25 protein-coding genes are annotated in these 21,968 nt (G+C 53.9%); 19 read left to right on the top strand and 6 right to left on the bottom strand.

The genetic code is table 11. The annotated features are described in order from the left end of the window. Window positions 1-14 precede the first annotated feature (14 nt). The 14 genes from lptE (at window position 15) to lipA (ending at window position 12,846) form a co-directional block, all read left to right on the top strand. Window positions 15-605 (top strand): LPS assembly lipoprotein LptE, encoded by a 591-nt coding sequence (gene lptE / locus ABLV07_RS02085; RefSeq protein ID WP_015704738.1) that lies wholly within the window; start codon window positions 15-17, stop codon window positions 603-605. Then, on the top strand, window positions 605-1,636 hold the full coding sequence (gene holA / locus ABLV07_RS02080; RefSeq protein ID WP_020079360.1) for a DNA polymerase III subunit delta: 1,032 nt from the start codon (window positions 605-607) through the stop codon (window positions 1,634-1,636). Before lptE ends, holA begins: the two co-directional genes overlap by 1 nt. Then, window positions 1,629-2,279 carry a nicotinate-nucleotide adenylyltransferase gene (gene nadD, locus ABLV07_RS02075; RefSeq protein ID WP_042893298.1) on the top strand — a complete coding sequence of 217 codons (651 nt, stop codon included), beginning with the start codon at window positions 1,629-1,631 and terminating at the stop codon, window positions 2,277-2,279. Before holA ends, nadD begins: the two co-directional genes overlap by 8 nt. A 51-nt stretch (window positions 2,280-2,330) precedes the next feature. Then, window positions 2,331-2,939, top strand: coding sequence for an adenosylcobalamin/alpha-ribazole phosphatase (locus tag ABLV07_RS02070; protein WP_042893300.1), 609 nt, complete (start codon window positions 2,331-2,333; stop codon window positions 2,937-2,939). A gap of 243 nt (window positions 2,940-3,182) precedes the next feature. Continuing rightward, the gene (gene rsfS / locus ABLV07_RS02065) at window positions 3,183-3,500 is read left to right on the top strand and encodes a ribosome silencing factor (RefSeq protein ID WP_002894623.1); all 318 of its coding nucleotides are present in this window, start codon (window positions 3,183-3,185) and stop codon (window positions 3,498-3,500) included. A gap of 3 nt (window positions 3,501-3,503) precedes the next feature. After that, complete coding sequence (rlmH, locus tag ABLV07_RS02060) at window positions 3,504-3,971, top strand: 23S rRNA (pseudouridine(1915)-N(3))-methyltransferase RlmH (protein ID WP_015367732.1); 468 nt, start codon at window positions 3,504-3,506, stop codon at window positions 3,969-3,971. 27 nt (window positions 3,972-3,998) lie between these two features. Next, window positions 3,999-5,900, top strand: coding sequence for a peptidoglycan DD-transpeptidase MrdA (mrdA, locus tag ABLV07_RS02055; RefSeq protein ID WP_015367733.1), 1,902 nt, complete (start codon window positions 3,999-4,001; stop codon window positions 5,898-5,900). Next, window positions 5,900-7,012: a peptidoglycan glycosyltransferase MrdB gene (gene mrdB / locus ABLV07_RS02050; protein ID WP_008805635.1), complete on the top strand. Its 1,113-nt coding sequence runs from the start codon at window positions 5,900-5,902 to the stop codon at window positions 7,010-7,012. The genes mrdA and mrdB overlap by 1 nt, the downstream gene beginning before the upstream one ends. Window positions 7,013-7,022: 10 nt before the next feature. Then, entirely contained in the window at window positions 7,023-8,159 is a 1,137-nt protein-coding gene (gene rlpA / locus ABLV07_RS02045; protein ID WP_045361993.1) for an endolytic peptidoglycan transglycosylase RlpA, read from the top strand. A 142-nt stretch (window positions 8,160-8,301) separates the two neighbouring features. After that, the gene (gene dacA, locus ABLV07_RS02040; RefSeq protein ID WP_015367735.1) at window positions 8,302-9,501 is read left to right on the top strand and encodes a D-alanyl-D-alanine carboxypeptidase DacA; all 1,200 of its coding nucleotides are present in this window, start codon (window positions 8,302-8,304) and stop codon (window positions 9,499-9,501) included. Window positions 9,502-9,614: 113 nt separating this feature from the next. Further along, window positions 9,615-9,878 carry a DUF493 family protein YbeD gene (gene ybeD / locus ABLV07_RS02035; RefSeq protein ID WP_015367736.1) on the top strand — a complete coding sequence of 88 codons (264 nt, stop codon included), beginning with the start codon at window positions 9,615-9,617 and terminating at the stop codon, window positions 9,876-9,878. A gap of 100 nt (window positions 9,879-9,978) precedes the next feature. Beyond that, the gene (gene lipB / locus ABLV07_RS02030; RefSeq protein ID WP_015367737.1) at window positions 9,979-10,620 is read left to right on the top strand and encodes a lipoyl(octanoyl) transferase LipB; all 642 of its coding nucleotides are present in this window, start codon (window positions 9,979-9,981) and stop codon (window positions 10,618-10,620) included. A 128-nt stretch (window positions 10,621-10,748) separates the two neighbouring features. Continuing rightward, window positions 10,749-11,699 (top strand): YbeF family transcriptional regulator, encoded by a 951-nt coding sequence (locus tag ABLV07_RS02025; RefSeq protein WP_015367738.1) that lies wholly within the window; start codon window positions 10,749-10,751, stop codon window positions 11,697-11,699. 181 nt (window positions 11,700-11,880) lie between these two features. Next, window positions 11,881-12,846, top strand: coding sequence for a lipoyl synthase (gene lipA / locus ABLV07_RS02020; RefSeq protein WP_015367739.1), 966 nt, complete (start codon window positions 11,881-11,883; stop codon window positions 12,844-12,846). Between the two features lie 204 nt (window positions 12,847-13,050). Here lipA and tatE read toward each other — a convergent pair whose 3' ends face one another. Then, on the bottom strand, window positions 13,051-13,257 hold the full coding sequence (gene tatE, locus ABLV07_RS02015; protein WP_004859519.1) for a twin-arginine translocase subunit TatE: 207 nt from the start codon (window positions 13,255-13,257) through the stop codon (window positions 13,051-13,053). Window positions 13,258-13,395: 138 nt separating this feature from the next. Further along, window positions 13,396-14,184 (bottom strand): deaminated glutathione amidase, encoded by a 789-nt coding sequence (locus ABLV07_RS02010; RefSeq protein ID WP_015704731.1) that lies wholly within the window; start codon window positions 14,182-14,184, stop codon window positions 13,396-13,398. 88 nt (window positions 14,185-14,272) lie between these two features. Here ABLV07_RS02010 and crcB point away from each other — a divergent pair, with 88 nt between their 5' ends. After that, window positions 14,273-14,656 (top strand): fluoride efflux transporter CrcB, encoded by a 384-nt coding sequence (crcB, locus tag ABLV07_RS02005; protein WP_015704730.1) that lies wholly within the window; start codon window positions 14,273-14,275, stop codon window positions 14,654-14,656. Window positions 14,657-14,713: 57 nt separating this feature from the next. On the opposite strand, the gene cspE is transcribed toward crcB, so the two are convergent. Continuing rightward, the gene (gene cspE, locus ABLV07_RS02000; protein ID WP_012542460.1) at window positions 14,714-14,923 is read right to left on the bottom strand and encodes a transcription antiterminator/RNA stability regulator CspE; all 210 of its coding nucleotides are present in this window, start codon (window positions 14,921-14,923) and stop codon (window positions 14,714-14,716) included. A gap of 193 nt (window positions 14,924-15,116) precedes the next feature. After that, a complete protein-coding gene (pagP, locus tag ABLV07_RS01995) occupies window positions 15,117-15,692 on the bottom strand; it encodes a lipid IV(A) palmitoyltransferase PagP (protein WP_162184122.1) in 576 nt (191 codons plus the stop codon). A gap of 291 nt (window positions 15,693-15,983) precedes the next feature. Here pagP and dcuC point away from each other — a divergent pair, with 291 nt between their 5' ends. The 4 genes from dcuC (at window position 15,984) to uspG (ending at window position 19,448) form a co-directional block, all read left to right on the top strand. Then, the gene (dcuC, locus tag ABLV07_RS01990) at window positions 15,984-17,357 is read left to right on the top strand and encodes an anaerobic C4-dicarboxylate transporter DcuC (RefSeq protein WP_015704728.1); all 1,374 of its coding nucleotides are present in this window, start codon (window positions 15,984-15,986) and stop codon (window positions 17,355-17,357) included. A 93-nt stretch (window positions 17,358-17,450) separates the two neighbouring features. Further along, complete coding sequence (gene rna / locus ABLV07_RS01985; protein WP_015367744.1) at window positions 17,451-18,248, top strand: ribonuclease I; 798 nt, start codon at window positions 17,451-17,453, stop codon at window positions 18,246-18,248. Between the two features lie 172 nt (window positions 18,249-18,420). Continuing rightward, entirely contained in the window at window positions 18,421-18,831 is a 411-nt protein-coding gene (rnk, locus tag ABLV07_RS01980) for a nucleoside diphosphate kinase regulator (RefSeq protein ID WP_015367745.1), read from the top strand. A gap of 188 nt (window positions 18,832-19,019) precedes the next feature. Then, entirely contained in the window at window positions 19,020-19,448 is a 429-nt protein-coding gene (uspG, locus tag ABLV07_RS01975) for a universal stress protein UspG (protein ID WP_015367746.1), read from the top strand. Window positions 19,449-19,528: 80 nt separating this feature from the next. Here uspG and ahpF read toward each other — a convergent pair whose 3' ends face one another. Further along, window positions 19,529-21,094: an alkyl hydroperoxide reductase subunit F gene (gene ahpF, locus ABLV07_RS01970; RefSeq protein ID WP_049033628.1), complete on the bottom strand. Its 1,566-nt coding sequence runs from the start codon at window positions 21,092-21,094 to the stop codon at window positions 19,529-19,531. Between the two features lie 128 nt (window positions 21,095-21,222). Further along, a complete protein-coding gene (ahpC, locus tag ABLV07_RS01965) occupies window positions 21,223-21,786 on the bottom strand; it encodes an alkyl hydroperoxide reductase subunit C (protein ID WP_004859485.1) in 564 nt (187 codons plus the stop codon). Window positions 21,787-21,968 lie beyond the last annotated feature (182 nt).

Below are 21,968 nucleotides of genomic sequence, written 5' to 3'. Positions count from 1 at the left end.
GCGCGGGAGGAAGCGTGCGATATCTGGCAACAATGCTGTTATCTCTGGCGGTGTTAATCACCGCCGGTTGCGGCTGGCATCTACGTAGTAATACGCAGGTTCCAACCACAATGAAAACTATGATTTTCCAGTCAGGCGATCCGAATGGTCCATTAAGCCGTGCGGTACGTAACCAGCTACGTCTGAATGGCGTAGAGCTGATCGAAGCCGATACGCTGCGTAAGGATATTCCGTCCCTGCGTCTGGGTAACTCATCCATTCAGAAAGATACGGCATCCATTTTCCAGGATGGTCGTACTGCTGAATACCAAATGGTGCTGACCGTTAACGCCACCGTATTGATTCCGGGCCATGACATTTACCCAATCAATACCAAGGTTTATCGCTCGTTCTTCGATAACCCGCAGGCGGCGCTGGCGAAAGATGCCGAGCAGGACATGATTGTTCGTGAAATGTACGATAAGGCTGCGGAACAGTTGATCCGTAAATTGCCGAGCGTGCATGTCGCGGATGTCGAAGCCACTAAAGAGGCTGAGCAGCCGGTGTCTGGTACCCCGGCCACCTCAACCTCTGGCAACCGCGTCTCCACTACGCTGGGTAACTGATGATTCGGTTGTACCCGGAACAACTCCGCGCGCAGCTCACTGAAGGGCTGCGCGCGGCGTATTTATTGCTTGGTAGCGACCCATTGCTGTTACAGGAAAGCCAGGATGCGATCCGCGAAGCCGCGGCCGCCCAGGGCTTTACCGAACATCACACCGCGACCATCGATGCCAGCACCGACTGGCCCGCCCTTTTTTCCTTAAGTCAGGCGCTGAGCCTCTTTTCCAGCCGCCAGACGCTTCTGCTTATCCTGCCGGAAAACGGCCCGAATGCGGCGATCAACGAACAGCTGTCCACGCTGGTCGGTATGCTGCATGAAGATCTGCTGCTGATTGTCCGCGGCAACAAGCTTACCAAGGCGCAGGAAAACGCGGCGTGGATAACAGCGCTTGCCAGCCGCGCCGTGCAGGTGAGCTGCCAGACGCCGGAATACGCGCAGTTGCCTCGCTGGCTGGCCGCCCGCGCTAAACAGAATCAGTTGCAGTTAGATGAGGCCGCCAGCCAACTGCTGTGCTACTGCTATGAAGGCAACCTGCTGGCGCTGGCGCAGGCGCTGGAGCGCCTCTCTTTGCTGTGGCCTGACGGTAAACTGACGCTGCCGCGCGTTGAACAGGCAGTGAATGACGCCGCCCACTTTACGCCGTATCACTGGGTCGATGCCCTGCTGGCCGGCAAAAGCAAACGCGTACTGCACGTCCTGCAACAACTGCGCCTTGAAGGTTGCGAACCCGCTATTTTGCTGCGCACGTTGCAGCGCGAACTGCTGCTGCTGGTCACTCTGAAGCGCCAGTCGGCACATACGCCGCTGCGCACGCTGTTTGATAAACACCGGGTCTGGCAGAATCGACGTCAGCTGGTCGGCGACGCGCTCACGCGCCTCAGCGCCGAACAGTTACGCCAGGCCGTTACGTTATTAACCCGCGCCGAGCTCACCTTCAAACAGGACTACGGCCAGTCAATATGGCCCGAGCTGGAAAGCCTTTCGTTACTGCTCTGCCATAAAGCGCTGGCGGACGTTTTTATTGATGGTTGATATGACTCAGTTGCAGGCAATGTACGGCGGCACCTTCGATCCGGTGCATTATGGTCACCTTAAGCCGGTAGAGATTCTGGCAAACCAAATTGGTCTTAGCCGGGTCATTATCGTGCCCAATAACGTGCCGCCGCATCGCCCGCAGCCGGAAGCCACCAGCGCCCAGCGGGTGCATATGCTGGAGCTGGCAATTGCCGATAAACCCCTATTCGTTCTCGACGAACGAGAGCTACAACGCGATACGCCGTCCTGGACTGCGCAAACGCTACAGGAGTGGCGGCAAGAACAAGGCCCGGAACAGCCCCTGGCGTTTATCATCGGCCAGGACTCGCTGCTGACCTTCCCCACCTGGCATAACTACGCCACGATCCTCGATAACGCGCATCTGATCGTCTGCCGCCGTCCGGGATATCCGCTGGCGATGAAGCGCGAAGAAGATCAGCAATGGCTCGATAAACATCTCACCCACGACGTCGAGTTGTTACATACCCGTCCCGCCGGGGTTATCTATCTGGCGGAAACCCCGTGGTTCGATATTTCCGCCACGCTGATTCGTCAGCGTCTACAGCAAGGTGTCTCCTGCGCCGATATGCTGCCGACCGCCGTACTGGACTATATTCACCAGCAGAAGCTCTATTGCTGAGAACCGGCTGCGAGGATATCGTTACGCTACGCGATTTCCACGGAGTGCATCATGAAATTATGGCTGGTTCGCCACGGCGAAACGCAGGCTAACGTCGACGGACTGTATAGCGGACATGCCCCCACCCCCCTTACCGAACGCGGTATCCAGCAGGCGCGCTCGCTGGGTGACTATCTGCAAGCGGCGCCTTTCGACCAGGTATTGTGCAGCGAGCTGGCGAGAACCCAGCACACCGCCGACCTGTTGCTCGCTGGCCGGCCTGTCCCCCGGCTAATTATTCCTTCATTGAATGAGATGTTCTTTGGCGATTGGGAAATGCGCCACCATCGCGATCTGCAAAAAGAAGACCCGCGGAACTACGCTGCCTGGTGCAAAGACTGGCAACACGCCACGCCGACCAATGGCGAAAGCTTCCAGGCCTTTGCCCAGCGTATCGCGGACTTTGCCGCCAGCCTCGGGCAATATCAACAGCGGGCTAACCTGCTGATCGTCGGCCATCAGGGCGCTTTAAGCCTGTTAATCGCACTCTTATTGCAGATGCCGGCGGCAGCAATGTGGCATTTTCCCCTCGCCCACGGTTGCTGGAGCCTTATCGAACAGCGTGACGATTTCGCTACCCTGCGGGTATTAAATAGCCAGGCGCAGTGGCGCGCGGAATAAGAATTCATGGCCGCCCATTGACAGCCCCGAGCAGGCTGCTATTCTCCGCAGCCAGGCTACACCCGCTATACGCATCTTGCAGAAATTGTTTTACAAAAATGGCGATGCATTCGTCGGCAAGGGATGGGATGATAGCCCGCTTTCAAGGGCTGAAAGCTGACTTTTCTCCCGACATTGCCATGACTTCGGGTATACTGTCAGGCTCGTTATTGTTATCACTCTTCACGCACCCAGGGGGAACACTTGCAGGGTAAAGCACTCCAGGATTTTGTTATCGACAAAATTGATGACCTGAAAGGTCAGGACATCGTCGCCATTGATGTACATGGCAAATCCAGCATCACCGATTGCATGATTATTTGCACCGGCACCTCCACGCGCCACGTAATGTCCATCGCCGACCATGTGGTGCAGGAATCCCGCGCCGCCGGTATGCTGCCGCTGGGCGTTGAAGGTGAAGCCGCCGCCGACTGGATCGTAGTCGATCTGGGCGACGTGATGGTTCACGTCATGCAGGAAGAGAGCCGTCGTCTGTACGAGCTGGAAAAACTCTGGAGTTAATGCGTGAAGCTACAATTGGTGGCCGTTGGCACCAAAATGCCGGACTGGGTTCAGACCGGCTTTAGCGAATATCTGCGCCGTTTTCCAAAAGATATGCCGTTCGAACTGGTAGAGATCCCTGCCGGTAAGCGCGGAAAGAATGCCGATATCAAACGTATCCTCGAAAAAGAGGGCGAAATGATGCTGGCAGCGGCAGGCAAGAACCGTATCGTGACCCTGGACATCCCCGGCAAACCCTGGGATACGCCACAGCTGGCGCGAGAACTGGAACGCTGGAAGCAGGATGGCCGGGACGTCAGTTTACTCATTGGCGGCCCGGAAGGTCTCTCTCCGGCCTGCAAAGCTGCAGCGGAACAGAGTTGGTCGCTTTCCACGCTCACGTTGCCCCATCCGCTGGTACGCGTGCTGGTGGCTGAGAGCCTGTATCGTGCGTGGAGCATAACGACTAACCACCCTTACCACCGTGAGTAATGATGACCTGGGTAGACTAAGCAGCGAATGAAATTACAGAATTCTTTCCGCGACTATACGGCTGAATCCTCGCTGTTTGTACGCCGCGCGCTGGTCGCTTTTACGGGCATTTTGTTGCTTACCGGCGTGCTGATTGCCAACCTCTACAACGTACAGATTGTCCGTTTCAACGACTACCAAACGCGTTCCAACGAAAACCGCATTAAGCTGGTCCCTATTCCGCCCAGCCGCGGCATTATTTACGATCGTAACGGCACGCCGCTGGCGCTGAACCGCACCATCTATCAGTTGGAGATGATGCCGGAAAAAGTCGATAACGTGCAGCAGACGCTGGATGCGCTGCGCGACGTCGTCGACCTGACCGACGACGACATCGCCGGCTTTAAAAAAGAGCGCGCGCGCTCTCACCGTTTCACCTCGATTCCGGTGAAGGTCAATCTTAATGAAGTCCAGGTGGCGCGTTTCGCCGTAAACCAGTACCGCTTTCCCGGCGTTGAAGTCAAAGGCTACAAGCGCCGCTACTATCCGTATAACTCCGCCCTGACCCACGTTATCGGCTACGTCTCTAAAATTAACGATAAAGACGTCGATCGCCTGGATAAAGAGGGCAAACTGGCTAACTACGCGTCGACCCACGACATCGGTAAGCTGGGAATCGAGCGCTATTATGAAGACGTGCTACACGGACAAACCGGCTACGAAGAGGTTGAAGTCAACAACCGCGGCCGCGTTATTCGTCAGCTAAAAGAAGTGCCGCCGCAGGCCGGGCGCGATATCTACCTAACCCTTGATTTGAAGCTGCAGCAGTATATCGAAACGCTGCTGGCGGGCAGCCGCGCGGCGGTGGTGGTCACCGACCCGCGCAGCGGCGCGATTCTGGCGCTGGTTTCAACCCCGAGCTACGATCCCAACCTGTTTGTCGATGGTATCTCCAGTAAAGATTATTCCGGACTACTCAACGATCCAAATACCCCGCTGGTCAACCGCGCGACGCAGGGGGTCTATCCACCCGCCTCGACGGTAAAACCCTACGTCGCGGTCTCAGCCTTGAGCGCCGGCGTCATTACCCGCAACACCAGTCTGTTCGACCCCGGCTGGTGGCAGTTGCCTGGCTCGGAAAAACGCTATCGCGACTGGAAAAAGTGGGGTCATGGTCATCTGAACGTCACCAAGGCGCTGGAAGAGTCCGCGGATACCTATTTCTATCAGGTTGCCTATGATATGGGCATCGATCGCCTTTCCGAATGGATGAGTAAATTCGGCTACGGCGATTACACTGGCGTTGACCTGGCGGAAGAACGCTCCGGCAACATGCCAACTCGCGAATGGAAGCTTAAGCGCTTTAAGAAACCCTGGTATCAGGGGGATACCATCCCGGTCGGTATCGGCCAGGGCTACTGGACCGCCACGCCGATTCAGATGAACAAAGCGCTGATGATCCTGATAAACGACGGCGTGGTTAAAGTGCCTCACCTTCTGCAAAGCACCCTCGAAGACGGGAAACAGGTACCGTGGGTTCAGCCGCATGAACCGCCGGTCGGCGATATTCATTCCGGCTATTGGGAAATCGCTAAAGATGGGATGTATGGCGTTGCCAACCGCGGCAATGGTACCGCGCACAAATACTTTGCCAGCGCGCCGTATAAGATTGCGGCGAAGTCCGGTACCGCGCAGGTATTCGGCCTGAAAGCCAACGAAACCTATAACGCGCACCGAATTTCCGAACGTCTGCGTGACCACAAACTTATGACGGCGTTTGCGCCTTACAACAACCCCCAGGTCGCGGTGGCGATGATCCTGGAGAATGGCGGCGCCGGCCCGGCGGTCGGTACCATTATGCGCCAGATCCTCGATCACATCATGCTGGGTGATAACAACACCAATCTGCCGAGTGAAAGCCCGGCGGTGACGGCGGGGGAGGATCAATAATGACCGATAATCCGAACAAAAAATCACTATGGGATAAAATCCATCTGGACCCCACGATGCTGCTCATCCTGCTGGCGCTGCTCACCTACAGCGCGCTGGTTATCTGGAGCGCCAGCGGCCAGGACGTGGGCATGATGGAGCGTAAAATCGGCCAAATCGCCATGGGCGTGGTGATAATGATCGTGATGGCGCAGATCCCGCCGCGGGTATATGAGGGCTGGGCGCCCTACCTCTATATTTTCTGTATTATTTTGCTGGTTGCCGTAGACGCCTTCGGCGCAATATCCAAAGGCGCACAGCGCTGGTTGGATCTCGGTATTGTACGCTTTCAGCCCTCGGAGATTGCCAAAATAGCGGTACCGCTGATGGTGGCGCGGTTTATTAACCGCGATGTCTGTCCGCCGTCATTGAAGAATACCGCCATCGCACTGGTCCTGATCTTCCTGCCGACCCTGCTGGTTGCGGCGCAGCCAGACCTCGGCACCTCGATTTTGATCGCCCTCTCCGGCCTGTTTGTCCTGTTCCTCTCCGGCCTCAGTTGGCGTTTAATCGGTATCGCGGTAGTGCTGGTCGCCGCCTTTATTCCGATTTTATGGTTCTTCCTGATGCACGATTACCAGCGTCAACGCGTCATGATGCTCCTCGATCCAGAGACCGATCCGCTGGGCGCGGGCTATCATATTATTCAGTCGAAAATCGCTATTGGTTCCGGCGGCTTACGCGGTAAAGGCTGGTTGCATGGTACTCAGTCGCAGCTCGAATTCCTGCCTGAGCGCCATACTGACTTTATCTTCGCCGTGCTGGCGGAAGAGCTGGGTCTTATCGGGGTGTTGATCCTGCTGGCATTGTACATTTTGCTTATCATGCGCGGACTGTGGATCGCCGCCCAGGCGCAAACCACCTTTGGCCGCGTCATGGCAGGCGGTTTAATGTTGATTTTATTCGTTTATGTCTTCGTAAATATTGGTATGGTAAGTGGTATTTTGCCGGTGGTGGGGGTACCTTTGCCGCTGGTCAGCTACGGGGGCTCAGCCCTAATCGTATTGATGGCCGGGTTTGGTATCGTAATGTCGATCCATACCCACAGAAAAATGTTGTCGAAAAGCGTTTAAGGGGTTCGCAATGCGTAAGCAATGGCTGGGGATCTGCATAGCAGCGGGGCTGCTGGCGGCATGTTCGGGTGAAGATGTTCAGCAGAAGACGGTTAGCGTCCCGCAGCCGGCTGTCTGTAATGGTCCGACGGTAGAAATTAGCGGCGCCGACCCGCGTTTCGAAACGCTGAACGCCACGGCCAATCAGGATTATGAACGCGATGGCAAAAGCTACAAAATCGTCCAGGATCCGGCCAACTTCACCCAGACCGGTCTGGCGGCAATTTATGACGCCGAGCCGAACAGCAACCTGACCGCCTCTGGCGAAGCGTTCGATCCAACACAGCTTACCGCCGCGCATCCGACCTTGCCCATCCCAAGCTATGCGCGTATCACGAACCTGGCTAATGGCCGAATGATCGTGGTGCGCATTAACGATCGCGGCCCGTACGGCAATGACCGGGTCATTTCCCTGTCCCGCGCCTCCGCCGACCGCCTGAATACCTCGAACAATACTAAAGTTCGTATCGATCCTATCATCGTCTCTCAGGACGGCGCCTTGTCCGGCCCTGGTATGGCATGCACCACCGTCGCCAAACAGACCTATGCCCTGCCTTCACGTCCCAACCTTGATGGCGATGGTTCTGCCGCCATCGCCCCGGCCGATCAGTCAAACGTTCACGCCATCAGCAACTCAACGCTTAAGCCTGAAGATAACGTGGGCGCGCCGGTTAACGGCAGTGGATTCCTTGGCGCGCCGACGCCGCTGAATAATGGCGTGCTGGAAGGTAGCGAACCTGCTGCTGCGCCTGCCGCCGTCGCCGCGACGCCGGCAACACCCAGCGCACCGGTCACCGCGCCGGGCTCGATTCAGGGAAGCGTTGCGCCTGCCGCGACCGCAGCAGCAGCCGCGACTGTTGCCGCACCAGCCGCCAGCACCAGTGGCGAGTTCGTCGTGCAGGTGGGCGCCGTTAGCGACCAGGCTCGCGCCCAGCAATATCAGCAGCGCCTGAGCCAGCAGTTCGCCGTTCCCGGACGTGTGATGCAAAACGGCGCCGTATGGCGGATCCAACTGGGGCCATTTGCCAGTAAGTCGCAAGCGTCGACGGTACAACAGCGCCTGCAAAACGAAGCGCAGCTGCAATCATTTATTACTCGCGCCAACTAAACGCAACGCCGCGGCATCCCGTGCTACTGCATATGTAAAAATCATTAACAAAGTCATATGTAATGTCGGGTGCCGCTGCGAAATGCATTTGTTATAGTAAGGCACTTTTTTTAATTTCATCACGGATGCCGTTGTTCTAACCATGAAGACCTCTTTCACCGCTCGTTTACTCGTTACGGCCCTCTCCGTTGCGGCACTGTCTACCGCTGCCCGCGCCGATGACCTGAATATGAAAACCATGATCCCAGGCGCTCCGCAGATCGATGCTGAATCCTGGGTTCTTATCGATTACAACTCAGGTAAAGTACTGGCGGAAAACAACGCCGACGCCCGTCGCGATCCGGCGAGCCTGACCAAAATGATGACCAGCTACGTCATTGGCCAGGCCATGAAGGCGGGGAAATTCAAAGAATCCGATCTGGTCACCGTGGGTAACGACGCGTGGGCAACCGGTAATCCGGTGTTTAAAGGTTCTTCCCTGATGTTCCTGAAACCGGGCATGCAGGTGCCGGTTTCTCAGCTGATCCGCGGCATCAACCTGCAATCCGGTAACGATGCCTGCGTGGCGATGGCCGACTACGTCGCCGGCAGCCAGGACGCATTTGTCAGCCTGATGAACAATTACGTTAACGCGTTGGGCCTGAAAAACACCCATTTCCAGACCGTTCACGGCCTGGATGCCGACGGTCAGTACAGCTCCGCGCGTGACATGGCTCTGATCGGCCAGGCGCTGATCCGCGACGTACCGAATGAGTACTCCATCTACCGTGAGAAAGAGTTCACCTTTAACGGTATTCGCCAGCTGAACCGTAACGGCCTGCTGTGGGATAACAGCCTCAACGTCGACGGTATTAAAACCGGCCATACCGATAAAGCAGGTTACAACCTGGTCGCTTCTGCTACCGAAGGCCAGATGCGCCTGATCTCCGCGGTTATGGGTGGACGTACCTATAAGGGTCGTGAATCCGAGAGCAAGAAACTGCTGACCTGGGGCTTCCGCTTCTTCGAAACCGTAAACCCCATTAAAGCAGGTAAAGAGTTCGCCTCTGAACCGGCCTGGTTCGGCGATAGCGATCGCGCCTCTCTGGGCGTAGATAAGGATGTCTATCTGACTATCCCACGCGGGCGCATGAAAGATCTGAAAGCCAGCTATGTGTTGAATAACACCGAGCTGCACGCGCCGCTGCAGAAAAACCAGGTAGTCGGTACCATCAACTTCCAGTTAGATGGCAAAACTATCGATCAGCGTCCGTTAGTGGTGCTGCAGGAAATTCCGGAAGGTAATTTCTTCGGCAAAATCATTGATTACATTAAGTTAATGTTCCATCACTGGTTTGGTTAAAAATTGAACACTTGAAAGTGTGATTTCTATCCCCATATACTATTCATCAAAGAAACCTGATAACTCCCACATCACGTGGGAGTTATTATTTTAGTCGTCACACCGGAGCTGACATGAAAACCAAACTTAACGAACTGCTTGAATTCCCTACTCCATTTACTTACAAAGTAATGGGGCAGGCGTTGCCTGAGCTGGTTGATCAGGTGGTGGAAGTGGTACAGCGCCATGCGCCTGGTGATTACTCTCCGTCAGTAAAACCGAGCAGCAAAGGTAACTACCACTCGGTCTCCATCACCATTAACGCTACCCACATTGAGCAGGTCGAAGCCCTGTACGAAGAGCTGGGCAATATCGAAATCGTGCGGATGGTGCTGTAATCCCTCGCCTTACCCGGCCTCAAGCGCCGGGTAATCCTCTTTCTTTCGCTGTGATATACTCTCCCCCACTTAAGTCATCCCTCTCGGCGGAGACGTTGTTTTGCAGCACAATACCATTCTTATTCGACAACTCGGCCTGCAACCTTACGAACCCATCTCGCAGGCAATGCATGAATTTACCGACAGTCGTGACGACACGACGCTGGATGAAATCTGGCTGGTAGAACATCACCCGGTCTTTACTCAGGGTCAGGCCGGTAAAGCCGAACACGTGCTGGTGCCAGGCGATATCCCGGTTATTCAGAGCGATCGCGGCGGTCAGGTGACCTATCACGGGCCAGGCCAACAGGTGATGTATGTATTGCTGAATCTTAAACGGCGTAAACTCGGCGTACGTGAATTAGTGACGCTACTGGAGCAGACCGTGGTCAATACTCTCGCAGAGTATCAGATTGAATCCCACCCACGCGCCGATGCGCCGGGGGTTTACGTTGGTGAACAGAAAATCTGTTCACTGGGGCTGCGTATTCGCAAGGGCTGCTCGTTCCACGGACTGGCGCTGAATGTGGCAATGGATTTGACGCCATTCCTGCGTATTAATCCGTGCGGCTATGCCGGCATGGAGATGACGCAAATGCGCCACTGGCAGCCGCAGGCCACTACGGAAAACGTCGCGCCGCGGCTGGTCGCCAACCTGCTGGCGCTGCTGAATAACCCGCCGCATGAATATGTCGCCGCTTGATGCGCACCGCGCTCTGAACCTTCAGAGCGCAACTCATTATTAATACTTCAAATTTGCAATCAATTGTCACTCTACGCCACATAATCGCCCGCTATAATGAGGCTATGACCCAACGACCGGATCCGCGAGTGGCCGACAATCATCCTCCATTGGAAAGCAACGAACAGCCAGAAGATCGGCAGATCTTTCGTATTCTGCGTAATATCGATCTTAACCTGTTAACTATCTTCGAAGCCGTGTACGTGCACAAAGGCATCGTCAACGCGGCGAAGGTATTAAATATCACACCTTCGGCGATTAGCCAGTCCATCAATAAACTACGGGCTCTATTCCCCGACCCGCTCTTTATTCGTAAAGGTCAGGGAGTCACGCCCACAGCTTATGCGACCCACCTGCATCAATATATCAGCCAGGGGATGGAAGCCTTTCTCAATGCGCTGGATTTGGGCAGCGGCTCACATCAGCAGCGTGTGCTCACTATTGCCACCGCGCCGACCGTCGGCGCTCTGGTGATACCGAAAATCGCCAATGCGTTGAAATCGCGCTTTCCTCAGGTATTACTGCACAATATGGCGATTACCGATGCCGCCAGCCAGCTTAATCAGCGGCAGGTTGACTTACTGATCGACAGCTATCCCCATAGCGGGCTGGCTATTGCACACCAGGTGCTGTTCTCCGAACCGGTTGTCATCTTTTGCCGCGAAAATCACCCCATTTTGCACCTTCCCCTGACGAAGGAAAATCTGCAGCAGTATGAGTTCGCGCTATTGCTACCGGAAGGGCAGCGCTACCCTACCCTGCATCGCCAGCTAGAAGAGTACGTCGGCGAACGCCGCTGCGGCTTTAGCAGCTATAACCTGTTGACCCAGGCGGCAATGATGAATAATAGCGATTTGCTGGGGCTGACGCCGGAGAGTATGTTCGCGCTGGTGGCGAAAATCTGGCCTTTACAAGCGATTTCTTTTCCACCTCTGCAGGACCAGCGTATTGATATTTCGCTCCATTACAACCGGCAAAGCGCACAGGAGCCGTTACTGAAAGCGATTATCGACACCATTGTGCAAACTTATGCCTGCTAACCGCACGCGAGGGAAAAGGATAAAACAACAACTATTTTACAATTTGCCGGGTAACCAGGCTGCTTTCAACCCCGTATCAATGATATACTGCCTGTCCTTAGTTCAAAAATAGTTGATAAATACAACATTTGATTGAATTAATTCGCTTTCCTTCGTGACTCGCAACTGGAACACGCACGCTATGAGTAAACCCATTGTGATGGAACGCGGTGTTAAGTACCGCGACGCCGATAAAATGGCCCTTATCCCGGTGAAAAACGTGGCAACTGAGCGTGAAGCTCTGCTCAGAAAACCGGAATGGATGAAAATCAAACTTCCGGCTGACTCGTCCCGTATTCAGGGGATCAAGGCAGCGATGCGTAAGAATGGCCTGCACTCCGTGTGCGAAGAAGCCTCTTGCCCGAACCTTGCCGAGTGCTTCAACCACGGTACCGCGACCTTTATGATCCTCGGCGCTATCTGTACTCGCCGTTGTCCGTTCTGCGACGTTGCCCACGGTCGTCCGGTGACGCCTGATGCCAATGAGCCGCAAAAACTGGCGCAAACCATCGCCGATATGGGTCTGCGCTACGTGGTGGTGACTTCCGTTGACCGCGACGATCTTCGTGATGGCGGCGCGCAACACTTCGCTGACTGTATCAGCGCTATCCGCGAGAAGAGCCCAAATATCAAGATTGAAACGCTGGTGCCGGATTTCCGTGGCCGTATGGATCGCGCGCTGGATATCCTGAAAGTGACGCCGCCGGATGTGTTTAACCACAACCTGGAAAACGTACCGCGTCTGTATCGCCAGGTGCGTCCGGGCGCAGATTACAACTGGTCGCTGAAGCTGCTGGAGCGCTTTAAAGAAGCGCATCCGGAAATCCCGACCAAATCGGGTCTGATGGTCGGTCTTGGCGAAACCAATGAAGAGATCATCGAAGTGATGCGCGATCTGCGCCGTCATGGCGTCACCATGCTGACGCTGGGTCAGTATCTGCAGCCAAGTCGTCACCACCTTCCGGTACAGCGTTATGTTAGCCCGGAAGAGTTTGAAGAGATGAAAGCTGAAGCCATGGCGATGGGCTTTACCCATGCTGCCTGCGGCCCGTTCGTCCGCTCTTCCTATCATGCCGATCTGCAGGCAAAAGGTATGGAAGTAAAATAACTCCTGTCTTTCTCTGGCCGTCGTTCGCGGCGGCCTGATTTACCGGCTAATCCCCCTTTCCATTGTCATACCTGGTTGCATCTTTTTTCATATCCAAAACGCTAACCATAAAAAAGGCGACAACGAATACGCTGCCGCCTCTTTGCCGCCTGAGCTTCACACCCGGCCGCGACGCGCCCCCGTTCGTCGGGAGCCCGTGATTAATTACTCTTTATGAGAGAGCTTCTGTGCCGGCGCGTCTTCCTCAGCGCTGGTCTTTTTGGCACTATCATCGTCATCATTCATGGCTTTCTTGAAGCCTTTGATAGCCGAACCCAGGTCTCCACCCAGCGTGCGTAATTTTTTGGTACCAAACACTAAAATAATCAGCGCTGCGACTACCAGCAGTTTGGTAATACTAATCTCACCCATAGCTAACCTTCTTCTCTATACAAGCTCAAGCTGCGAATACGCCATCATACACATATACGCATACAATTAACGGCTATTTGACGCGCCGACACAATAGCAATCTGTAACAAGGTGAATCAAGCCTTGTTTAAAAAAACGTCACAATAATTGCGGTGGCGCAAATCTGCGATTACGCAGCACCGGCAAACTCTCACGCACCTGACGAATATAATCTGCGGATATCTCAGCAAAAATCAGCTGCGGCTGGGCAGCAGCGCCAGCAATGGTGGTACCGAGCGGATCGATAATCCGGCTCTGACCGATATTACGCGTTCCACATTCGCCTGCCGCAATAATGTAGCAGGTGGTATCCAGCGCTCTTGCCGCCAGCAGCGTTGCCCAGTGATGTTCTTTCAATGGCCCGCGAACCCACGCGGTAGGAAGCACCAACACATCGGCCCCCTTTAACGCTAACGATAGCGCTAATTCGGGAAAGCGTAAATCGTAGCAGGTCATTAAGCCGATTCGCATCCCATTTACATCAATTAACGGCGGAATTTGTTCGCCGGCATCCACCAGCCGCGACTCCTGCATATTAAACGCATCGTACAAATGGAGTTTCTGGTATTGTGCGCTAATCATCCCCTGTCGTATTGCGACCAGGGTATTGCTCGCGCGCCCTTCGCCAGAGGGCACGTGCAGCGTTAATATCGTGGTTAAGTCATTACTCCGGCTTTCGGCCAGCAGTTGCTGCATGAAGCCGCCGTCCAGCGCCTGCGCTGATTTTACCGACATATCAGGATCGTTATCGGCCCGCGCCAGCAACGCCTCGGGTAAGACCAGTAACGATACCCCGCATTCTGCCGCCTGACGCATCAGTTCAACGCAGATCTGCGCATTAGTTTGCCACTGCGCCGTGACGGCAAATTGCCCTGCTGCTACCCGCATCTCTTTCTCCCACTTCGAATCCATAGCCAAAAACGCCTTTGGCGCGCTACACTCGGCCTTATACCTAACCAAATAGCAGGAAATGACCGTGTTACAACTCCTTTTAGCCGTTTTTGTTGGCGGCGGAACCGGCAGCGTGTTGCGCTGGTGGCTGGGCATGAAATTTAACCCCATGCATCATGCGATTCCCATTGGCACGCTAATCGCTAACCTGCTGGGCGCATTTATTATCGGCGCCGGGCTGGCGTGGTTCAATCGCCTGACGAATGTCGATCCGATGTGGAAACTGCTTATCACTACCGGTTTCTGCGGCGGCCTGACGACTTTCTCCACCTTTTCAGCAGAAGTGGTCTTCCTGCTCCAGCAGGGGCGTTTCAGTTGGGCATTGTTAAACGTGCTGGTCAATCTACTGGGTTCTTTCGCCATGACCGCGACGGCATTCTGGCTGTTCTCACAGTCAGCCGCCCGCTAACGACAGGCAAAAAAAAACCCGCTATAAGCGGGTTTTTATATTCTACTGACGCGTTGGTTAGATAGCCATTACGTTTGCAGCAGAAGGGCCTTTGGCACCGTTAGTGATTTCGAACTCTACGCGCTGACCTTCAGCCAGAGTTTTGAAACCGTTGGACTGGATTGCAGAGAAGTGTACGAATACATCTTTGCTGCCATCTTCCGGAGTAATGAAACCGAATCCTTTGGACTCATTAAACCACTTAACGTTACCTTTAATCTTAGACATCAAAATTACCTTTAAATTAAAAAACGACACTAATGCTGTGTCGGATACCAGTACATCAATTGTGATGCCTTTTGTCCAGCGTAACTTTCTTAAAAAGTGATAAAAGTCTCTATCTTTATAGCCGACAGTTACGTTAGTCATTGTTTTTCAACAAGACAAAGAACTTATCACTTTTGTCACTACGTTATAACGATTAAAACTGAATGCGTGCCCAGGCAAAATAAACGTTGCCGTTGTTATAAGTGCCGGGGATGTAGGTCATCTGGAACGTCGCCGGGCCGTAGCCAATCGATGCCAGCGGCAGCACCACCGGGATCGGGATATAGTTCCAGTTGTCGCGCGCCGTTACGCCAAGGGTGTAACCAAGGCCAAGATGGAAGTTGTCGTCGGCCAGCGGGCGCCAGGTTTTTTCCCAGCCATAGCCGCCAATCGGCTCCCACTTATTAAAGGAATCTTTAAACGCCATCAGATAAAGGCCGTGCCAGTTACCTTTATCGTCCCAACGCGACATGCCAAATCCCGCGCCCCATGGGCGTTCGTTATACTTATCGGTTTTCTCTTTGTCATAGGCAAAGCGCGCGTGCCAGGTGATCGCCGGGATGTAGAGATCGTAGTGCTCAGGCTCGTTCCAGGTTTGCGCGACATTGTCCGTCAGCGTGTTGTAGCCATCGCGGAGCGTTGACGAGAACGAGGCGTTAGCATAGCCGGACGACAGCAGCAGGCCGGACAGCGCAAGCATAAATAATGTAAATTGACGTAGTTTAAACACTTCTCTATTACCGATTGCAATTTTAAAAACGAAGTAAAGTAACAAATGTAATCTTAATAGACTGTTAACGGAATAAGGCAAAATCCTGAATTGCGCCATAGCAAAAAGCTCATGCTGGTAGACAACTTTTGTGATGTTAGCCGTGCCACGGGTTCTGATTAGTCAATTCTCAGTAGTTTATTGATTTGGGTCAGCAAGTTCTGTCCGTTTTTTGGGCACATTCCATCACTTAATTTTTGTAGTGCTTTAGATATCAGCAGATTCTTTGGGTTAATGGCTTAGGGGTAAAGTATGCTTACGCTTGTTGAGATCCTTATCGGGGTCGTGGTTATTGTGGGCGTCGCCCGCTACATTATAAAAGGTTATTCCGCGACAGGGGTGCTGTTTGTCGGCGGTTTAATCTTGCTTATCGCCAGCGCCATTATGGGGCATAAAGTTCTCCCGGCCAGCGCCGCCAGTACGGGTTACACCGCAACCGACATCTTTGAATATATTAAAATACTGCTTATGAGCCGCGGCGGCGACCTCGGCATGATGATTATGATGCTCTGCGGTTTCGCCACCTATATGACCCATATCGGGGCCAACGATATGGTGGTTAAACTGGCCTCTAAGCCGCTGCAATATATTAACTCGCCTTATCTGTTGATGATTGCCGCCTACTTCCTCGCCTGCCTGATGTCGCTGGCGGTCTCCTCGGCAACTGGCCTTGGGGTGCTGCTGATGGCGACCCTGTTTCCGGTAATGGTCAATGTCGGCATCAGCCGCGGCGCCGCGGCGGCGATTTGCGCCTCCCCTGCCGCGTTGATCCTGTCACCAACCTCCGGTGACGTAGTGCTGGCGGCCAAAGCTGCCGAAATGCCGCTGATTGATTTCGCTTTCAAAACCACTTTACCTATCTCGATTGCCGCTATCGTCTGTATGGCCATCGCTCACTTCTTCTGGCAGCGCTACCTCGATAAAAAAGAGAACGCCTCGCACGAGATGCTCGACGTCAATGAGATAACCACCACCGCCCCGGCGCTGTACGCCATTCTGCCTTTCACACCGATTATCGGCGTGCTGATTTTTGACGGCAAATGGGGGCCGGAGTTACACATCATCACGATTCTGGTGATCTGTATGGTGCTGGCTTCAGTACTGGAATTCCTGCGCAGTTTTGACACTAAAAAGGTCTTCACCGGGCTGGAAGCCGCCTATCGCGGCATGGCGGACGCCTTCGCCAGCGTCGTCATGCTGTTAGTCGCGGCGGGCGTATTTGCCCAGGGTCTGAGCACTATCGGTTTTATCGACGGTCTTATCTCTATTGCGACCTCGTTCGGATCCGCCAGCATCATCCTGATGTTGGTATTAGTCGTCCTGACCATGCTGGCGGCGATGACTACCGGTTCCGGCAACGCGCCGTTTTACGCCTTCGTTGAGATGATCCCGAAGCTTGCCCACTCTTCCGGCATCAACCCGGCCTATCTGTCGATCCCTATGTTGCAGGCATCGAATCTGGGACGCACCATTTCACCGGTTTCCGGCGTGGTGGTGGCGGTGGCGGGAATGGCGAAGATTTCTCCGTTCGAAGTTGTTAAACGCACCTCGGTCCCCGTTATCGTCGGCCTGTTAGTGGTGATCATCGCCACCGAGATTCTGGTCCCCGGCGCCGCGATTCAATAAACCACAAACCGCAGTGAAAAGGCGCCAGCAGGCGCCTTTTTTATGCTTTAATAAATCCCAGCAATTAATCATCTCCCACTATCAGGAATAAAAATGTTCAGGAAGGATGTCGTCGCCATTGCCCTTTTACTCGGCGCAACACAGGTTGGCGCAGAACCGCTTACCGCGACGAAATACGGTGATTTCGATCGTTACGTGCTGGCATTGTCCTGGCAAACCGGTTTTTGTCAGAGCATGCTGGATAGGAATCGTAATGAACCAGAGGAGTGCCGGCTACAGCAGGAAGAACGCAACAAAGCCGATTTTCTGACGGTACACGGCCTGTGGCCGGGCCTGCCGAAGTCGATCGCCTCGCGCGGCGTCGATGAGCGCCGCTGGATGCGCTACGGCTGCGCGACGCGCCCTATCCCCAATATGCCGGAAGTCAGAGCCGGGCGTAAATGCCAGGCCGCGGAAACCGGGCTATCGCTGGAAATGGCCAATAAGCTGAATAGCGTGATGCCGGGTTCCGGCGGTAACTCCTGCCTGGAACGCTATGAGTATGCCAAACATGGCGTCTGTTTCGGCTTCGATCCGGATAGCTACTTCGGCACGATGGTGCGCCTGAATGGCGAAGTGAAGCAAAGCGCAATCGGCGATTTTCTGGCGAAACATTACGGACAAACCGTTAGCCGTAGCGATTTTGATGCCGCCGTCGCCAAAGCCTATGGCGCGCAAAACGTGAAAGCCTTTAAATTAACCTGTGACGGCAATCCCGCTTATTTAACGGAAATGCAAATCTCCATCAAAGCTAGCGCGATCAATGCTCCGCTGGGCGCAGATTCGTTCCTGCCGCAGCCGCATCCGGGCAACTGCGCTAAGCAGTTTGTGCTGGACAAAGTCGGTTCTTGATAACAAAGCGATGCGTCCATTTCATCTGCTTTTGCTAACGATGCGCTGAATGTGCACTTAATCACTTCAAACATCAGGCAAGTCTCAGTATGATGAAGGGACATTAACCCTTGCCCCTTTCGGCGAGGGTTTTCTTTTACGGAAAAGGTTCCTGGATAACATGGAGTATGCAATGACCAGACCCGCAATCATTATTAATGAATTCGATGCTGAACGTATCGACAGACTGCTTGAACAGCCGGCGTATGCTAATTCACCGGTAGCCGATGCCCTGAACGACGAACTGGACCGCGCGCAAATGCTGGCGCCGGAAGCAATGCCGCACGACGTCGTCAGCATGAACAGCAAAGTCCGCTTCCGCGACTTAACCAGCGGTGAAGAACGGGTGCGGACCCTGGTTTTCCCAGCGCAGGCGACCGATAGCGCCACTCAGCTTTCGGTTCTGGCGCCGGTTGGCGCGGCGCTGCTCGGGCTGAAAGTAGGTACCTCCATTCATTGGGAGTTACCCGGCGGCGCATCGGCGCATCTGGAAGTGCTGGAACTGCTGTACCAGCCGGAAGCCGCAGGCGAATTCCACCGCTAAATACCCCGCTGCCTGAGGCGTTTCACGCTTTATTCAGAGGATGCCTCGTCATCCTCTTTCTGTTTCCCTTCCTCTCTGACAAATTTTTACCTCATCCCGTGACGGCGTATACAGTTTTGCGACCTGAATGCCACAATATCCTTGTATAATATGTTGATATAGAAACAGACAAACAAGGAGAAATGCATATGTATAAAACTATCATTATGCCGGTTGATGTCTTTGAAATGGAGCTGAGCGACAAGGCTGTCCGCCATGCAGAGTTTCTCGCCCAACAGGACGGTATTATTCATTTACTTCACGTCTTACCCGGTTCATCCAGCTTCACCATGAGCCGTTTTACCGCCGATCTGCGCCGCTTTGAAGAGCATTTACAGCATGAAGCGGAAACTCGCTTACAGACCATGGTCGGCCACTTTAGCATTGACCCTTCACGTATTAAGAGCCATGTGCGTTTCGGCAACGTCCGCGATATGGTTAATGAACTGGCCAATGAAATCAAAGCTGACGTGGTAGTCATCGGTTCACGTAATCCGTCGATCAGCACCCATTTACTGGGTTCAAACGCCTCAAGCGTGATTCGTCATGCCCATATTCCGGTAATGGTCGTGAGATAACGGAACGGTGCAATAAGCAAAAAAAAGAGGCGACCCCAGGGTCGCCTCTTTGCTGTGTGCAGGTGTTGTCTTACGACTTTTTATGCGCTTTTGCTACGAATCAGATAATCGAATGAGCTCAGAGAAGCCTTCGCACCTTCGCCAGTGGCGATAATAATTTGTTTGTACGGCACGGTAGTGCAGTCGCCGGCGGCAAATACGCCCTTCACGTTGGTTTCACATTTGGCATCAATGATGATTTCACCCATGCGGTTACGCTCAACCGTACCTTCCAGCCAGTTGGTATTCGGCAACAGGCCGATCTGGACAAAAATACCGGCTAACGCGACATGATGCTCATCGCCGCTGACGCGGTCGCGGTACTGCAGCCCTGTCACCTTACTACCGTCGCCAACCACTTCGGTGGTCTGGGCGTTGAGAATAATATCGACATTTTTCAGGCTGCGTACTTTATCCTGCAGCACCTGGTCGGCTTTCATTTCTGGCGCGAACTCCAGCAACGTCACGTGTTCAACGACGCCCGCCAAATCAATTGCCGCTTCAACGCCAGAGTTACCGCCGCCAATCACCGCCACACGTTTACCTTTAAACAACGGGCCGTCGCAGTGCGGGCAGTAGGTTACGCCCTTAGTGCGGTATTGGTCTTCACCAGGCACGTTCATGTTACGCCATTTGGCGCCGGTTGCGATGATCACGCTGCGCGCTTTCAGCACCGCGCCGGAGGCGGTTTCGATCTGATGCAGGCCGCCTTCGACGGCTGCCGGGATCAGTTTTGCCGCGCTTTGTGAATCAATCACATCAACATCATATTCACTGACGTGCGCTTTCAGGGCGCCGGCCAGTTTTTGGCCTTCGGTTTTCGGTACGGAAATATAGTTTTCGATATCTACAGTATCCAGCACCTGGCCGCCGAAACGTTCGCCCATCAGGCCGGTACGAATGCCTTTACGCGCGGAGTATACCGCCGCCGCTGCGCCAGACGGGCCGGAACCGACGATTAGAACATCATAAGCATCGCGTTTGTTCAGCTCTTCCGCCGCGCGTTTTTCCGCGCCGGTATCCACTTTGGCGACGATTTCAGTCAGCGTCATACGACCTTGACCAAACTCCTGACCATTCACAAACACCGCCGGTACGCCCATCACGTTGCGATTGGTGATTTCATTCTGGAAGGTTCCACCATCAATCGCCGTGTGTTTGATGCGCGGGTTCAGCACCGCCATCAGGTTCAGCGCCTGCACCACGTCCGGGCAGTTGTGGCAAGAGAGCGAGTAGTAAGTCTCGAATTCAAAATCACCGTCAAGGTTGCGGATCTGCTCCAGCAGCGACTGCGCTTCTTTCGACGGATGACCGCCGGTCCACAGTAGCGCCAGTACTAATGAGGTGAACTCATGTCCCAGGGGAGAACCAGCAAAACGCGGCCCCTGGTTGGAACCTGGGTTAGTAATCAGGAACGATGGCTTACGTACCGCCAGCGTGTTGTCTTCTTTAAAGGTAACTTTGTCTGACAGTTCAGCGATTTCAGCCAACAGTTCCTTGATCTCTGCCGATTTAGCGCTGTCATCCAGCGTGGCAATCAGCTCAACAGGTTTGGTCAGCTTCTCAAGATAGGCCTTGAGCTGGGTTTTCATGTTGGTGTCGAGCATTTTTATCTCCTGGGCTTAAAACATCATCATGCAAGCGGCCTTAGTCAGGCAGCCTGAATGCGCTTGCATCATGGTGTTGGAATAAAACGGGCGCTGGTGCGCCCGTTGATTAGCGGGAATAAAACGAATTAGATCTTACCAACCAGATCTAAAGAAGGAGCCAGCGTCGCTTCGCCTTCTTTCCACTTAGCCGGGCACACTTCACCTGGGTGGGAAGCAACGTACTGAGCGGCTTTGATTTTACGCAGCAGGTCAGACGCATCACGGCCGATACCTTCAGCGGTAACTTCGATTGCCTGGATGATACCCTGCGGGTCAACGACGAAGGTCGCGCGGTCAGCCAGACCTTCATCTTCACGCATATTGTCGAAGTTACGGGTCAGGGCGCCAGTCGGGTCGCCGATCATCGCGTATTTGATTTTAGCGATGGTGTCAGAGCTGCTGTGCCACGCTTTGTGGGTAAAGTGGGTGTCGGTAGAAACAGAGTAAACGTCTACGCCCAGTTTCTGCAGCTCTTCGTAATGGTCAGCCACGTCGCCCAGTTCGGTCGGGCAAACGAAAGTGAAGTCGGCCGGGTAGAAGAAGAAGACGCTCCAGCGGCCTTCAGTGTCTTTTTCGGTAACTTCGATGAATTCACCGTTTTTGAATGCCTGGTTTTTGAAAGGTTTGATTTTGGTATTAATTAAAGACATCGATACTTCCTCCGTGTTTTTGTTGAGGTCTAAGTTAACGAATTTTTCCTGACTCGACCAATGCGTTTGCATTATCAAATCAATAAGCGTTATCTAACAACCGTAACAAGACAACTTTGTGAACCTGCCGTCGCGATCGCGGTTTTTCCCCGTGTTTCGCCTCATTTCGCTGAAAGTAAAAA

The sequence above is a fragment of the Klebsiella sp. CN_Kp097 genome (genome assembly GCF_040064495.1).
Classification (GTDB): Bacteria; Pseudomonadota; Gammaproteobacteria; order Enterobacterales; family Enterobacteriaceae; genus Klebsiella; species Klebsiella aerogenes.
Note: the sequence above shows the minus strand (reverse complement) of the source record. Positions and strands in the feature narration are given on the sequence as shown.